This is a genomic window from Micromonospora noduli, assembly GCF_003264475.1.
GTDB classification, from domain to species: domain Bacteria; phylum Actinomycetota; class Actinomycetes; order Mycobacteriales; family Micromonosporaceae; genus Micromonospora; species Micromonospora noduli.
In genome coordinates this window covers 326,983-340,234 of record NZ_PYAC01000001.1, presented here as the reverse complement: position 1 = coordinate 340,234, position 13,252 = coordinate 326,983, and the positions used below count along the sequence as shown (strand labels likewise).

Here is a 13,252-nt window from a genome sequence, read left to right as displayed (position 1 = left end):
TTATCCAGGGTTCCGCGATCCCTGGCTGAGGCCCGGCCCCCTCAGAACGCGAGGACGATCCGGCCGGCGGTGGTGCCCGCGTCCTGCCGGGCCCAGGCGTCCGCGATGGCGTCGAACGGCACGATCTCGTGGTCGACGGTGAGCCGGCCGGCCGCCGCGTGCCCGGCCACCACTGTCAGCGCCGCGGCCCCCTCGGCGGTCGACAACCCGTTGTTGGTGTAGCCGATCATCCGCAGTGCGCCGCTGCGCAGCACTGCGGACTCGATGGGCGCGGTCGCGCCGGCCGCGCTGCCCAGGTTGACCAGTCGCCCACCCGGGCGCAGCACCCGCAGCGCCGCCGCGGCCGGGACACCGAAGACCGGGTCGAGGACGAGGTCGACCGGCCCGTCGGCGGCGTGGCGCAGCCGGTCGGCCATCGACGCGACATCGTCGTCGGGGAGCAGCGGGACCGCGACGGCGGCACCGAGCTCCTCGGCGCGGGCCCGTGCCGCGGCCGACCGGGCCACGGCGATGACGCGGCGGGCGCCGCCGAGCAGGGCGAGCTGGACGGCGGCCTGACCGACCACACCACCGGCGCCGAGCACGATGACCTGGTCGCCGGCCGCCAGGCCGCCGGCGTGGGTCAGCGCCGCGTGCGCGGCGACCGCGGAGAGACCGAGGGCCGCGAGCAGGGTAAGCGGTACGTCGGCCGGCAGCGCCACCACGTCGACGGTCGGCACGGTGACAGTGGTCGCCATGCTGCCGTCGACGCCGGAGCGCATCCCGGCCGACGTGCCGAACCAGACCGGGGTACCGTCGGCGAGCCGACCGATTCCCTGCACGCCCGGCACGTACGGGGTGCTCGGCGGGCCGAAGTAGCTGGTGCCGCTGGCGCAGAGCACGTCCAGCGGGGTGATCGGCACGGCCTCGACGGCGACCGCCACCGTACCGTCGGCCGGTACGGGCGCCGGCCGCTCGGCGATCGTCGGCGCGTCGCCGCAGGTGGTGAGCACTGCCGCGCGGATCACGTCGCGATGTCCGGGTAGGGCATCGAGAAGTGGGCCAGTCGCGCGCCGTAGGACTTCTGGTATTCCAGCGGCTCGGTGTTGTCCCGCTCGAAGAGGGCGATGAAGAGGGTCAGGGTGAGGAACGGGTGCGCGCCCAGCTCGAAGAGCTTCACGTGGTCGTGGGTGGCCAACGCCTCGCGCTCCACGTCGTCGAAGCGCAGCCAGGTGCTCGCCTCGCCGGTGTGGCAGTTCAGCACCGTGTTGGCGCACTCGGCCTCCCACCGGGAGACCAGCTCGCGCGGCTCGCTGCGGTAGCGTTCGACCAGCTCCGGGTCCCGGTCGACCATGAAGAGGAACTTGTTCAGCAGGTACTTGCTCATGCCGTCGGCGCTCCGTTCGGGTACCAGGTGAAGTACGCCTCCATGGTGTGGAACAGATCGAGGGTGTCCACGTAGTCGGCCTTCACGCCGGCACCGGCCACGCCCATCATGAGCATGAAGTCCATGAAGCCGTGGGTGGCGTTGCCCGGTGAGTGCAGGCTGTCCAGGGTGACCTCGCGCAGGCACTCGTCCAGGTCGCCGTTGGCGATCCACTCGACGGCCCGCTGGTCGAACTCCGGGTCCGGGCCGTGCGGGCCGAACTGCCGGGGGCCGCCCAGCTCCAGCGAGAGGTGGCCGGTGCCGATGACGGCCACCCGCAGGTGCGACGGCCACGACTCGACGATGTCGCGGATGCTCTGGCCGAGCTGGACGAAGCGCTTCGGCTGCGGCAGCGGCGGCGCGAAGATGTTGGTGTAGATCGGCACGATCGGCAGGTCGGCCTCGGGCCGCAGCGTGATGATCGGGCAGGTGATGCTGTGGTCGATGCGCAGCTCGTTGCTGAACGCGAGGTCGAAGCCGGCGTCGAGCCCGGCCCGCAGGATGTGCCCGGACAGGTCCTCCTGGCCCCTGAGCAGCATCCGGGGCAGCCCGAACTCGCGCTCCTCGTTGTACCAGTTGGCGTCGTAGTAGGGCGCCTTGCCGACCAGGAACTGCGGCATGTTGTCCAGCCAGAGCTGGTGGAAGTGGTCGGAGCCGACCATCACCAGCACGTCGGGCCGGGCTCGGGTCAACGTCTCCCGGAATGCCAGGATCTTGCGGGTCCACTCGTCGGCGAACGGTGGCCGATCCTCGCCGGTGGCCGTGCTGGCCCGGTAGTAGAAGGGGTGGTGGGTGGAGGCGATGACCGCGACGATGGAGGCCATTCCCGCTCCTTTCGGGGGTGGGAGAGAAGATCAGGGTTCGTAGACGGCGTTGCGGTCGACGGTGCGGTAGATGTCCATGCCGAGCGGTCGTCGTCGCTCCTCGGCGAGGTGCCCGAGCAGCCCCGCCGCGCGGGCCAGCAGGGCGAAACCGCGCAACATCTCGACCGGGAGCCCGAGGTCGGCGAGTGCCGCCCCGCAGACTCCGGCGCCGTTGAGCGGCAGGGTGCGGCCGAGCACCTGCGGGTGTACGCGTCCGATCGCCTCGAACAGCCGCAGGTGCGGGCCGTGCAGACCCTCCTCGGTGGCGATCCTGATCAGCACGGGGGTGCGCGGGTCCTGCTCCTTGTGCACGGGGTGCCCGAGCCCGGGGACCAGTCGACGCTCCTGCTTGGCCCGGGTGACCGCGTCGAGCGCCACCGCGTCGTAGTCGGTCACCTCGCCGGCCTGGGCGAGCGTGTCGGCGAGGAAGCGTCCACAGTCCTCGGTGACACCGAGGAAGCGGGCGCCGCCGCCGAGCAGGCCGGCGGCGAGCGCGCCCTGCAACGACTCGGGCGCGGACAAATACGTCAGCCGGGCGGCGATCGCCGTCGGGGTGAAGCCGTGGTCGGCGAGGGCCACCAGCACCGCCTCGAAGACCCGTACCTCACCCGGGGTGGGACGGCGGCCGGCGACCAGCCAGTACGCCAGCTCGCCGAAGCCCACAGTACCCATCAGGTCGGCGGCCAGGTCCTGCCCGAGCAGGGAGATGGTGGTCGGGTCGGAGGTGCCGATCCCGGTGGGGAAGCTCAGTTCTTCAGCCACGCGCGGATCTCCTCGCCGTGTTCGTCGAGTCCCGGCGGCGGCAGCTCGTACCGGGCCGGGGTGTCGGAGAAGGTGATGGGGTTGCGGACACCGGGCACGTCTCCGACGGTGACGACCGGGTCGAGGCCCAGCTCCTCGGCGAGCGCCACGCCACCGTCGATGGTGTTGATCGGCGCGCATGGAACGCCGGCGGCGAGCAGGTCCCGGAACCACTCGTCCTTGGTCCGCTTGGCGAGGCGTTCGACCAGCAGCGGCCGCAGTTGTTCGCGGTTGGCCGTGCGGTCCTGGTTGCGCCCGAAGCGCGGGTCGTCCGGCAGGCCGGGCAGGTCGAGCACCTGGCAGAGCTTGCGGAACTGCCCGTCGTTGCCGGCGATGACGATCAACTCGCCGTCAGCGGTGGGCAGTGGCTCGTACGGGAAGAGGCTGGGGTGCGCGTTGCCCATCCGGAACGGGACGGTGCCGCCGGCGACGTAGCCGCTGGAGTGGTTGACCAAACCGGACAGCGCCGAACTGAGCAGATTGACCTCGACGTGCTGGCCTCGCCCGGTCTCGTCACGGTGGTGCAGCGCGGCGAGGATGCCGATGCTGGCGTGCAGTCCGGCCATCACGTCGAAGACGGAGATGCCGGCCCGGTACGGCGAACCGTCCGGGTCGCCGGTGAGGCTCATCAGGCCCGAGATGGCCTGCACCATGAGGTCGTAGCCGGGGAAGTCCCTGCCTGCGCCGGTGCCGAAGCCGCTGATGCTCGCGTACACGATCTTGTCGTTGGTCGCGGTGACCGTGTCGTAGTCGAGGCCGAACCGGGCGAGGCCGCCGGGCCGGAAGTTCTCGATCAGCACGTCGGCCCGGCGGGCCAATTCCTGCGCGGCGGCCAGGTCGTCGGGGTTCCTGAGGTCCAGGGCGACCGACCGCTTGTTGCGGTTGATGCCGAGGTAGTACGTCGAGACCCCGTCGCGGGTGGGCGGCATCCAGGTGCGGGTGTCGTCGCCACCGGGGCTCTCCACTTTGATCACCTGGGCGCCCAGGTCGGCCAGGAGCATCGTCGCGTACGGCCCGGCGAGGATCCGGGAGAAGTCCGCGACGAGCAGGCCGGCCAGTGGGCCTGTCGAATGCTGCACCATGTTTCCGCCCGTTCTGCGGACACCTGTCCGCCGGGACAGCTTGCGATACCGCACGGTGCGTGTCAACGGTGCGATTCGCGCGTGGGACCACGCTCTTGACACGAATCGTGACCGGGACCACACTTGCGCCACTCGGACTGGCCGCACAGCGGACAGGAGTCCGGATTCCCCTCGTACCGTGAAAGGAATGGGTGGCGAATGAGCGCAACCGACCGGCCGGTGGTCTTCCGTAACGGCCTGGTTCTCACCATGGACGACGCGCACACCGTGCTGCCCGGCGCCGACGTGCTGGTCGTCGGCGGCCGGATCGCGCAGGTCGGCGTCGGTCTCACCGCACCCGACGACGCCCTGGAAATCGACGCCACCGGCGGCATCCTCATGCCCGGCATGGTCGACACCCACCGGCACCTGTGGCAGACCGCGATGCGCGGGTACGGCGCCGACTGGACCCTGACCCAGTACTTCGTCTGGTACTACCTTGAGTCGGGCAAGCTGTTCCGGCCCGAGGACGTCTACGCCGGCAACCTGCTCGGCGCGATCGAGGCGATCGACGCCGGCGTCACCACCACCGTCGACTGGTCGCACGGGTTGCAGACACCCGAGCACGCCGACGCCGCCGTGGACGCGCTGGAGGCGGTCGACGGACGGTTTGTGCTCGCCTACGGCAACATCCAGCAGGGGCCGTGGGAGTGGGCGACCTCGCCGGAGTTCCGCGACTTCCACCGCCGTCGCGTCGACGGTGGCAAGCTGGCCGGCTTCCAGTTGGCGTTCGACGTCACCGGCGACCCCGCCTTCCCGGAACGGGCCGCGTTCGAGGTGGCCCGGGAGTTGGGCGCCGCGGTGACCACCCACGCGGGCGTGTGGGGCGCCACCAACGACGACGGCATCCGGCTGATGCACGAGAACGGATTCATGACCCCGTCGACCGTGTACGTGCACGCGGCGACGCTCACCCAGGACTCGTACAACCGGATCGCCGCGACCGGCGGCTCGGTCTCCGTCTCGACCGAGAGTGAGCAGAGCGCCGGCCAGGGTTACCCACCCACCTGGCAGTTGCGCCACCACGACATCCCGGTGTCGCTGTCGATGGACACCAGCGTGTGGTGGAGCGGCGACCTCTTCTCCGCGATGCGCAGCACGCTCGGCGCGGACCGCTCCCGGGAGCACCTGGAGGCGCACGCCAAGCAGGAAACCATCACCCACTGCCACCTGCGCGCCGAGCAGGTCGTCGAGTGGGCCACCCGAGGCGGCGCCCGTGCGCTCGGCATGGACGCCACGATCGGCGCGCTCACCCCCGGCCGTCAGGCCGACGTCGTCCTGATCAAGAACGACGCCTCGCCGGCGATGTTCCCGATCCTGAACCCGCACGGTCACGTCGTCTTCCAGGCTCAGCGCGCCGACGTGCACACAGTGCTGGTGGGTGGCCGGGTCGTGAAGCGGGACGGCCGCCTCGTCGGCGTCGACCTCGCCGCCGCGCGGGCCAGTGTGGCCGCGACCATCGATCACCTGCGCGAGACGATGGGGGAGGAGGCGTGGCAGCGGGGAATGAACCCGGACGTCCCCGAGACCGCGATCCTGGAGAACCCGTACCAGTACACCGAGTGGGACGCCGGGTCGGCGCAATGGAAGCATTAAGGACATGAGTGACAACGGAAGGGGCGCCGGGCCCGACTTCATCGAGGCTCTCGCCCGTGGCCTCGACGTCCTGCGCTCCTTCCGTCCCGCCTGCCCCTCGATGACGCTCAGCGAGCTCGCCGCCGCCACCGGCCTGGCCCGCCCCACCGTCCGGCGCATCCTCATCACGCTCGAATCGCTGGGCTACGTCCGCGCGGTCGGCCGCGGCCACACCCTCACCCCGCGCGTCCTGGAGCTGGGGATGGCGTACGTCAACGCGCTGAACATGTGGGACGTGGCCCGGCCGCACATGGAGAAGCTCGTCGCGCAGACCAACGAGTCGACCTCGATGGCCCAGCTGGACGGCAGCGACATCGTCTACGTCGCCCGGGTGGCCGTCCCCAAGATCGTCACCCTGGGCGTCACCATCGGCACCCGCTTTCCGGCACCCGCGACGTCGATGGGCAAGGTGCTGCTCGCGGCCCTCCCACCGGAGACGCTGGCGACCGTCCTCGCCGAGCCCAGCCGCTCCGGCATCACGCCGCGCTGGCAACCCGCACCGGGCGACCTCGACGCCGTGCTGCGCGAGGTCCGGGCCAAGGGCTGGGCGCTCGCCGACCAGGACCTGGCGCCGGGAATCCGGTCCGTCGCCACCGGCGTCCGCGACGGCGACGGGCGGGTCGTCGCCGCCATCAACGTGACAGTGCACGCCGCCGAGACCTCGCTGGAGACCCTGCGCGAAGAGCACCTTCCGAGGTTGCTGCGCGCGGCCGCCGACATCGGGCACGATTGGGCGCTCACCGCCGCCGTGCCGGTGGTCACGGCCTAGGCGTGTCCGGCCGATCATGAGCTTCGCGGATCGTCCGGGGCAGCGCCGACGCCCGACCGGATGCCATAGTGCCGCGATGAAGGCGGACCTGCACAGTTACTTGACGGGCGGCCGCGAGTCGCTGCTGTGGAAGCTCGACGGGCTCGGCGAATACGACATTCGGCGTCCGTTGACCCCGACCGCGACCAATTTGCTCGGTCTGGTGAAGCACTCGGCGGCCATGGAGATCCTCTACTTCGGCGTCGTGTTCGGCCGACCGTTCGAGCAGGAGCTGCCGTATGTCGGCGACGGGGCGGAGACCAATGCCGACATGTGGGCGAGCGCGGATGAGACCCGCGAGGAGATCGTCGCATTGTACCGTCGCGCGATCGCCCACGCCGACACCACCATTGAAGCCCTTGCACTGGATGAGGTAGGCCACGTGCCGTGGTGGGGCGGTGCAGCGGTCACGTTGCACCATGTCCTGGTCCACGTCATCGCGGAAACCCAACGGCACGCCGGCCACGCTGACATCGTGCGCGAACTCATCGACGGCACGGCCGGGCTGCTGCCCAGGAACGACAACCTGCCCTCCGCGGACGAGTCATGGTGGCTGGACCACCGCCAGCGGGTGGAGCAGGCCGCCCTCGACGCCGGCGAGCGCAGCCACTAGTTCTCCGCCGGTCATGGCAGCCAAATCGCCGGCCTGCCGCGTGGGTCGGCCTGCCGCGTGGGTCGGCCTGCCGCCTGGGTCGGCCTGCCGCGAATCGATCATGATGACTGAAAGTGTCGTACGCCTGTTCTAGTCTCGGCTCATGGTCGAGGAGTTGACGCAGGCAGAGGACGCCATCGCGGCCTGCGCCGACACGGCCACCTGGGCACTGCGCGAGGACGGGCTGATCGCCGCGCTCGACGCCGCGCACCGCATCGAGCAGCGGCTTGCCGCAGTGAAACTGGCTCTGATCCGTGAGCTTGACGGCCGAGGTACCGCCACCGCGCAGGGCGCCTCCTCCACCGCGGTCTGGCTCCGCGAACGGTTACGCCTCACCATCCCGGCCGCCCGCCGCCTCGTCGACCTCGCCGCCGTCCTTGACACCGGCAACCCTGGGGTACGACAGGCACTGGCCGATGGCCACATTGCCGTCGACCAAGCCCGGGCCATCGCCGACACGGTCGACAGCGTGCAGACCGCCGCCGGTCCCGAGGCCGCCGACAAGGCCCTCGGAGTGCTCGTCGAGTGGGCCGGGCAATTCGATCCCACCCTCTTACGCAAACTCAGCACCCGCATCCTCGACCACGTCGCACCCGACGTCGCCGACGCCGCCGCCGAAGCCGCCCTGGACGCCGAAGCCCGCCGTGCCACCCGCGACCGCCACCTAACCCTCTCCACCCTCACCGACGGCCGCCTGCGACTCACCGGCATCCTCGACACCGAGACCGCCGGGCTGCTCCGTGCCGCCATCGACCCACTCAGCGCACCCTTGGGTCCTGACGACCAGCGCTCTCCCGGGCAACGGCGGCACGACGCTCTCAGCGACGTGTGCCGCCTCGCCCTGCGCACCGGCGAGTTGCCCGAGCACGGCGGTGATCCCGCCCAGATCGTCGTCACCACCAGCTACGACGGGTTGACCCGGCAACTGGGCAGCGGTGCCCTCGACACCGGCCTGCGCCTCACCGCCGAGGCCGTGCGCCGCCTCGCCTGCGACGCCGCCATCCTCCCCGCCGTCCTCAGCGGAGCTGGCCAACCACTCGACCTCGGCCGACAACGTCGTCTCATCACCGGCTCGCTCCGGCGAGCTCTGGTGCTGCGGGACGGTGGCTGCGCCTTCCCGGGCTGCGACCGACCACCGCGCTGGTGTGACGCCCACCACATCCACCACTGGGCCGACGGCGGCGACACCAGCCTCGCCAACGCCGTCCTGCTCTGCGGCCACCACCACCGGCACCTGCACCACAGCGACTGGGCGGTGCGACTGGCAGGCGACGGCCACCCCGAGTTCGTGCCACCGGCCTGGCTCGACCCCGAGCAGGTCCCCCGCCGCAACCACTACCACCGACGAACGTGAGCACCACCAGCACACAACGATCACCAGGTCAGCAGGCCGATCGAGCGACCAGCCCAGCACGCCCCACTCCCGCTCAGCTGCCGGGGCGGTGAGAGGCGCGCGACCAGGACGCGGCGCGTGCCAGGTGGACGCGCCAACCCTCACGACGCTGATCGCTTGGCCGCCGCACCGCCGCACCGCCGACCTCACTGGGCACAACACCTGGCTCGCGGCTCTGCCGGCTGATTGCCACCCCGACGTCCGGCCACAGTCGCACGGCCGATCGGATACGCGGCCGGGCCGTCACGAAATCCGGCGGCGAATCGTCACAGCTGGCGGTTAGTCTTCCTCCGCGCGTCGTCGTCCTGGCACGTCGCGCCCCGCGCCCGGTTGGCGCGGCATCGCCGCCACCGCCCACCATCGGCCGGCTCAATCGACTTCAGGAGAGTTAGTGACACAGCAATCCCTCGCGACATCGGACAAACTCGACGGCGCGGTGCTCAAGGTGGCGGGCGTCGTCGTCCTTGGCGCGATCATGTCGATCCTCGACGTGACGGTGGTCAGCGTGGCGCTGCCCAAATTCCAGAGCGAGTTCGACGCGTCCTACGCCCGCGTCGCCTGGACCATGACCGCCTACACCCTCGCGCTCGCCACCGTGATCCCGCTCAGCGGGTGGGCGGCGGACCGGTTCGGCACCAAACGGCTCTACATGGTGGCGCTGACCCTGTTCACGATCGGGTCGGGGCTCTGCGCCATGGCCGACACCATCGGCGAACTGATCGGCTACCGGGTCCTGCAGGGCCTCGGTGGCGGCATGCTCATGCCGCTGGGCATGACCATCATGACCCGGGCGGCCGGTCCGCACCGGATCGGCCGGTTGATGGCCGTCCTCGGCATCCCGATGCTGCTGGGGCCGATCGGCGGCCCGATCCTCGGTGGTTGGCTGATCGACACCGCGAGCTGGCACTGGATCTTCCTGATCAACCTGCCGATCGGCCTGATCGCCCTGATCTACGCGCAGGTCGCGCTGCCGAAGGACGCGCCAGAGCCGTCCGAGTCGTTCGACTTCGTCGGCATGCTCATGCTCTCCCCGGGTCTGGCCCTTTTCCTCTACGGCGTGTCGTCCCTGCCGGAGGCGGGCACCTTCGCCGAGGTCAAGGTCTGGGCCCCGATGCTGGTCGGCGGCGCGCTGGTGGTGGCGTTCGTGCTCTACTCGTTCAAGCCCCGGCACCCGCTGCTCGACCTGCGGCTGTTCCGCAACCGCAGCCTGACCATCGCGTCGGTGACGATGTTCGTGTTCATCATCGCGTTCATGGGCGCCGGCCTGCTGTTCCCGAGCTACTTCCTGCAGGTGCGCGGTGAGTCGACGCTGGCCGCCGGCCTGCTGATGGCGCCGCAGGGCATCGGCGCGATGATCACCATGCCGATCGCCGGCACGCTGGCCGACCGCGTGCCGATCGGGCGTACCGTCCCGTTCGCGCTGGGGCTCATCGTCGTCGGGTTCTTCGGTTTCACCCAGGTCGACCCGCAGACGTCGTACTGGCTGCTCGGCGGGTCGCTGTTCGTGATGGGCCTGGGCATGGGCGGCACGATGATGCCGATCATGACGTCGGCGCTGCGGACATTGTCGGCCAACGACGTGGCCCGCGGCTCGACGTTGGTCAACATCCTCCAGCAGATCGGCGGCTCGGTCGGCGCCGCCGTGATGTCGGTGATCCTCACCAACGAGCTGAACGGCTCCCGGCAGATCCCTGGCCTGGTGGACGAGAGCGGCAAGCCGGTCACCGAGGCCGGGCTGGCCATCGCCGCCCAGCAGCGGCCGGAGCTGCTTCAGCAGATGCCGGTCGACCCGTCGCTCATCGAGCGCGGGCTCGACTTCGCCGCCAAGTCGTTCGCCAGCACGTTCTGGGTGGCGTTCGCGCTGGTCGTGCTCACGCTCATCCCGGCGGCGTTCCTGCCGCGCCGACGTCAGCCGGCGCAGCTCGACGACCCGCAGGGCGAGCAGGTCAGGACGCCCGTCGTCATCCACTGACCGACCCCGCCGCGCTCGGCACCCGGTGAGGTGCCGAGCGCGGCGGGTACGGCGTCAGCGCAACGGACCGTCGCCGGGCCCGTCCGGGTCCTCGACCACGTGGATCGCCGCCTCCTCCGCGCTGGCGGCACCCGCGTCGATGCCGGCGTCCCACGCCACCGACTCGGCCTCGTCGTCCTCGCGGACGCCCTCGTCGTACGCGACGAGACGGCCGGCGCGCGCCTCCGCCTCGTACCCCCGGCGGGTCAGCTCGTCCTCGTCGTCGCCACCCTCGGCGTACGGGTCGACATCCGGCACCTCCTGGGCGAGGTGTTGCGCCAGGGACTCGCCCGCCCGCTCCTCGGCCGGCGTGGTGCCGAACCGGTTTGCCGCCGTCCAGTGGTCCTCGGCGACGATGCCGGTGTCGAGGGGGTCGCCGACCCGGTCGTCGTCGAGGGTGTCGGAGGCGTCCAGGACGCCGTCATCCTCGGCCACGTTCCACTCGTCGACGGAATCCACTCGTTCGGTCTGGCTCACGGCGGTCTCCTCTTCGTTGCGGTGCAGCAAAGCGCTCAGCCTATGACCGTGCAACGCGCCCGCACCCCGAGGCCTGCCCGCTGTGACGAACCCACCTCGGGGCGGGCGGTGCCCGGTGGGTCAACGCTTCAGCAGCTCCGCCACGGCGTCGGTGAACTCCACCGATTGCTCGATGTGCGCGAAGTGTCCGCTGCGCTCCAGCGTCACCAGCCGCGAGTCCGGAAGCCCCGCGTGCAACTGCTCGGCCCAGCGAGGGCCACAGATGAAGTCGTACGCCCCGACGATCACCACGACGGGCACGGTGATCTCACCGAGGTTCTCCCGCACGTCGAAGGGTGTGGGGTCCTGCGCGCCGGCCGGCGTCGCCCAGATCCGGACGGCCGCCTGAAACGGGGCGAACTCGTCCTGTCGGCCCCAGAAGTCCGCGAAGTACACCGGCAGGGCGGCGCGCAGAGCGGCCCCCAGCGACTCGTCGTCCGTCGCGCCGCCGATCTGCGCGAAGGCAGCCGGGACCGTTGCCGCCTCCGGCCGGTCCGGGTGCCGCTGCGGGTAGGCGGCGAGGCCGGCCATGGCCTCGCCCCAGAACTCGGCGCCGGTGACGGGGGAGGTGTCGTACAGGGCGAGGCCGGAGATCCGGTCCGGGTGGGCGAGCGCGTACCGCTGGACGACGAAACCGCCGTGCGAGTGCCCGAGGAGGTACACCCGGGGTTCGCCGAGGTGCTCGACGACGGCGTGCAGGAACCGGACATACGTGTGGAGACGGTAATCGTCGGGGTTGTCGAGCTGCCCCGACGCGCCAGTGCCCACCGGCTCGACGTAGACCATGGTGAAGTGCGTCTCAAGGCTGGGCGTCCGCAGGTACGCCCACTCGATGCCCGGGCCGCCGGAGTGCGCCACGCAGACCGGACCGGTGCCGGCGACGTGGTAGACCTGCCGAACGCCATCCACCGTGAACGTGTGGGCGCCGGGTGCGAGGGCGCTGACGTCGTGGCTGGTGAAACCCATGAACTATCTCCCGATCCGAGACCCGCGCGGCGTCCGCCGGCACGGCAACTGGTGCATGACGCAGACCAGATGCGCGGGTCGAGAGGAAAGTTCGCTCGGTCGGAAAAGTTTTTTCAGACCAGCGCGGGGACGGGGTGGAAGAGGGTGAGCTGGCGCACCCGGCCCTCGCGCAGCACCTGCAACCACAGCGCCGCGGGTGGGCAGTGCTCCGGGTCATCGGGTGGGCTGATCAGGTCGGTCTCCCAGATCAGCACGTCGCCGCTGGCCACCACGTTGCGCAGCCGCTGACGTACCCCGGCGGCCAGGTCGCAGTTCATGCCGTTGATGGCCAGGTCACGGCCACCGCGCGGGCCGCCCGGCACGATCATCTCGGCGTCCGGCCACCAGCTCTCGCGGACCACCCGCTCGAAGTCGCCGCCCATCGCCGTGGAGATCATGTCGCTGCCCTCCCGCCACCGCGAGTCGTTCGAGGCGGCGACGTCCGCGTGCGCCGCGTCCGCCGCCGTCCGCAGGCCGCCGGCGAGCGCCCGGCGGGCGTGGCTGAGGCGACTGCGGACGGTGCCGACCGGCACGCCACACACGGCCGCGATCTGCTCGTACGAGGACGCGTCGCTGAAGTACCGCAGCAGGGTGACGAGCCGGTCAGGTTCGGACAGTTGCCCGAGGGAGTGCCACACCCAGTCGCGCATCGCGGCCCGGTCCAGTGCCTCCTCCGGGGTGGGTGTGTCGGCGGGGCGGGTGAACCACTCGGGTTCGGCGACCGGGACGGCTCTGTGCCCGCGCAACGCCATCCGGCTGTTGTTGCGGACGATGGCCCGCAGCCAGGGGCCGACGCCGTTCGGGTCGCGGACCTCGCCGATGCGACGCAGGGCGACGACCATCGTGTCCTGCACCGCGTCCTCGGCGTCCGGCCCGTAACCGAGGACGCTCAGCGCGACGGCCCGCATCCCGGCCTCGTGCCGGGCCAGCAGCGCCCCCAGCGCGGCCGCGTCTCCCGCCTGCGCGAGCACGACCAGCTCCCCGTCGCTCTGCGTCACGCCCAGTTCCTCCCCGAAACGCCTGTTCTGAACGCTTGTGCTCC

General features: G+C 71.0%; 13 protein-coding genes. 5 read left to right on the top strand and 8 right to left on the bottom strand.

All coding sequences use genetic code 11. The annotated features are described in order from the left end of the window. Positions 1 to 41 precede the first annotated feature (41 nt). The 5 genes from MED15_RS01565 to MED15_RS01545 are packed head-to-tail and all read right to left on the bottom strand — an operon-like array spanning position 42 to position 4,151. The gene (locus MED15_RS01565; RefSeq protein ID WP_112734629.1) at positions 42 to 1,007 is read right to left on the bottom strand and encodes a quinone oxidoreductase family protein; all 966 of its coding nucleotides are present in this window, start codon (positions 1,005 to 1,007) and stop codon (positions 42 to 44) included. After that, entirely contained in the window at positions 1,004 to 1,366 is a 363-nt protein-coding gene (locus tag MED15_RS01560; protein ID WP_112734628.1) for a hypothetical protein, read from the bottom strand. The genes MED15_RS01565 and MED15_RS01560 overlap by 4 nt, the downstream gene beginning before the upstream one ends. After that, entirely contained in the window at positions 1,363 to 2,229 is an 867-nt protein-coding gene (locus MED15_RS01555) for a DODA-type extradiol aromatic ring-opening family dioxygenase (protein ID WP_112589510.1), read from the bottom strand. The genes MED15_RS01560 and MED15_RS01555 overlap by 4 nt, the downstream gene beginning before the upstream one ends. A 30-nt stretch (positions 2,230 to 2,259) precedes the next feature. Further along, complete coding sequence (locus MED15_RS01550; RefSeq protein WP_112734922.1) at positions 2,260 to 3,030, bottom strand: citryl-CoA lyase; 771 nt, start codon at positions 3,028 to 3,030, stop codon at positions 2,260 to 2,262. After that, positions 3,015 to 4,151, bottom strand: coding sequence for a CaiB/BaiF CoA transferase family protein (locus tag MED15_RS01545; RefSeq protein WP_112734627.1), 1,137 nt, complete (start codon positions 4,149 to 4,151; stop codon positions 3,015 to 3,017). Before MED15_RS01545 ends, MED15_RS01550 begins: the two co-directional genes overlap by 16 nt. A gap of 198 nt (positions 4,152 to 4,349) precedes the next feature. Here MED15_RS01545 and MED15_RS01540 point away from each other — a divergent pair, with 198 nt between their 5' ends. The 5 genes from MED15_RS01540 (at position 4,350) to MED15_RS01520 (ending at position 10,650) form a co-directional block, all read left to right on the top strand. Further along, positions 4,350 to 5,786 carry an amidohydrolase family protein gene (locus MED15_RS01540; RefSeq protein WP_112734626.1) on the top strand — a complete coding sequence of 479 codons (1,437 nt, stop codon included), beginning with the start codon at positions 4,350 to 4,352 and terminating at the stop codon, positions 5,784 to 5,786. A 4-nt stretch (positions 5,787 to 5,790) separates the two neighbouring features. Next, entirely contained in the window at positions 5,791 to 6,594 is an 804-nt protein-coding gene (locus MED15_RS01535; protein WP_112589518.1) for an IclR family transcriptional regulator domain-containing protein, read from the top strand. A 76-nt stretch (positions 6,595 to 6,670) separates the two neighbouring features. Then, a complete protein-coding gene (locus tag MED15_RS01530) occupies positions 6,671 to 7,246 on the top strand; it encodes a DinB family protein (protein ID WP_151496549.1) in 576 nt (191 codons plus the stop codon). Between the two features lie 142 nt (positions 7,247 to 7,388). After that, on the top strand, positions 7,389 to 8,639 hold the full coding sequence (locus tag MED15_RS01525) for an HNH endonuclease signature motif containing protein (protein WP_112734625.1): 1,251 nt from the start codon (positions 7,389 to 7,391) through the stop codon (positions 8,637 to 8,639). A 430-nt stretch (positions 8,640 to 9,069) separates the two neighbouring features. Continuing rightward, on the top strand, positions 9,070 to 10,650 hold the full coding sequence (locus tag MED15_RS01520) for a DHA2 family efflux MFS transporter permease subunit (RefSeq protein WP_112625301.1): 1,581 nt from the start codon (positions 9,070 to 9,072) through the stop codon (positions 10,648 to 10,650). Between the two features lie 54 nt (positions 10,651 to 10,704). On the opposite strand, the gene MED15_RS01515 is transcribed toward MED15_RS01520, so the two are convergent. From MED15_RS01515 to MED15_RS01505, 3 genes are all read right to left on the bottom strand, one after another. Next, the gene (locus MED15_RS01515; protein WP_112589637.1) at positions 10,705 to 11,166 is read right to left on the bottom strand and encodes a DUF5709 domain-containing protein; all 462 of its coding nucleotides are present in this window, start codon (positions 11,164 to 11,166) and stop codon (positions 10,705 to 10,707) included. Between the two features lie 120 nt (positions 11,167 to 11,286). After that, positions 11,287 to 12,171 carry an alpha/beta fold hydrolase gene (locus MED15_RS01510; protein WP_112734624.1) on the bottom strand — a complete coding sequence of 295 codons (885 nt, stop codon included), beginning with the start codon at positions 12,169 to 12,171 and terminating at the stop codon, positions 11,287 to 11,289. Between the two features lie 113 nt (positions 12,172 to 12,284). Further along, a complete protein-coding gene (locus MED15_RS01505) occupies positions 12,285 to 13,208 on the bottom strand; it encodes an RNA polymerase sigma factor (RefSeq protein WP_112734623.1) in 924 nt (307 codons plus the stop codon). Positions 13,209 to 13,252: the final 44 nt, after the last annotated feature.

Bases quoted from the DNA above. Each gene is read 5' to 3' on its own strand.
- MED15_RS01525 (WP_112734625.1), top strand. From the start codon at position 7,389: ATGGTCGAGGAGTTGACGCAGGCAGAGGACGCCATCGCGGCCTGCGCC.
- MED15_RS01510 (WP_112734624.1), bottom strand. From the start codon at position 12,171: ATGGGTTTCACCAGCCACGACGTCAGCGCCCTCGCACCCGGCGCCCAC.
- MED15_RS01545 (WP_112734627.1), bottom strand. From the start codon at position 4,151: ATGGTGCAGCATTCGACAGGCCCACTGGCCGGCCTGCTCGTCGCGGAC.
- MED15_RS01555 (WP_112589510.1), bottom strand. From the start codon at position 2,229: ATGGCCTCCATCGTCGCGGTCATCGCCTCCACCCACCACCCCTTCTAC.
- MED15_RS01530 (WP_151496549.1), top strand. From the start codon at position 6,671: ATGAAGGCGGACCTGCACAGTTACTTGACGGGCGGCCGCGAGTCGCTG.
- MED15_RS01560 (WP_112734628.1), bottom strand. From the start codon at position 1,366: ATGAGCAAGTACCTGCTGAACAAGTTCCTCTTCATGGTCGACCGGGAC.
- MED15_RS01535 (WP_112589518.1), top strand. From the start codon at position 5,791: ATGAGTGACAACGGAAGGGGCGCCGGGCCCGACTTCATCGAGGCTCTC.
- MED15_RS01540 (WP_112734626.1), top strand. From the start codon at position 4,350: ATGAGCGCAACCGACCGGCCGGTGGTCTTCCGTAACGGCCTGGTTCTC.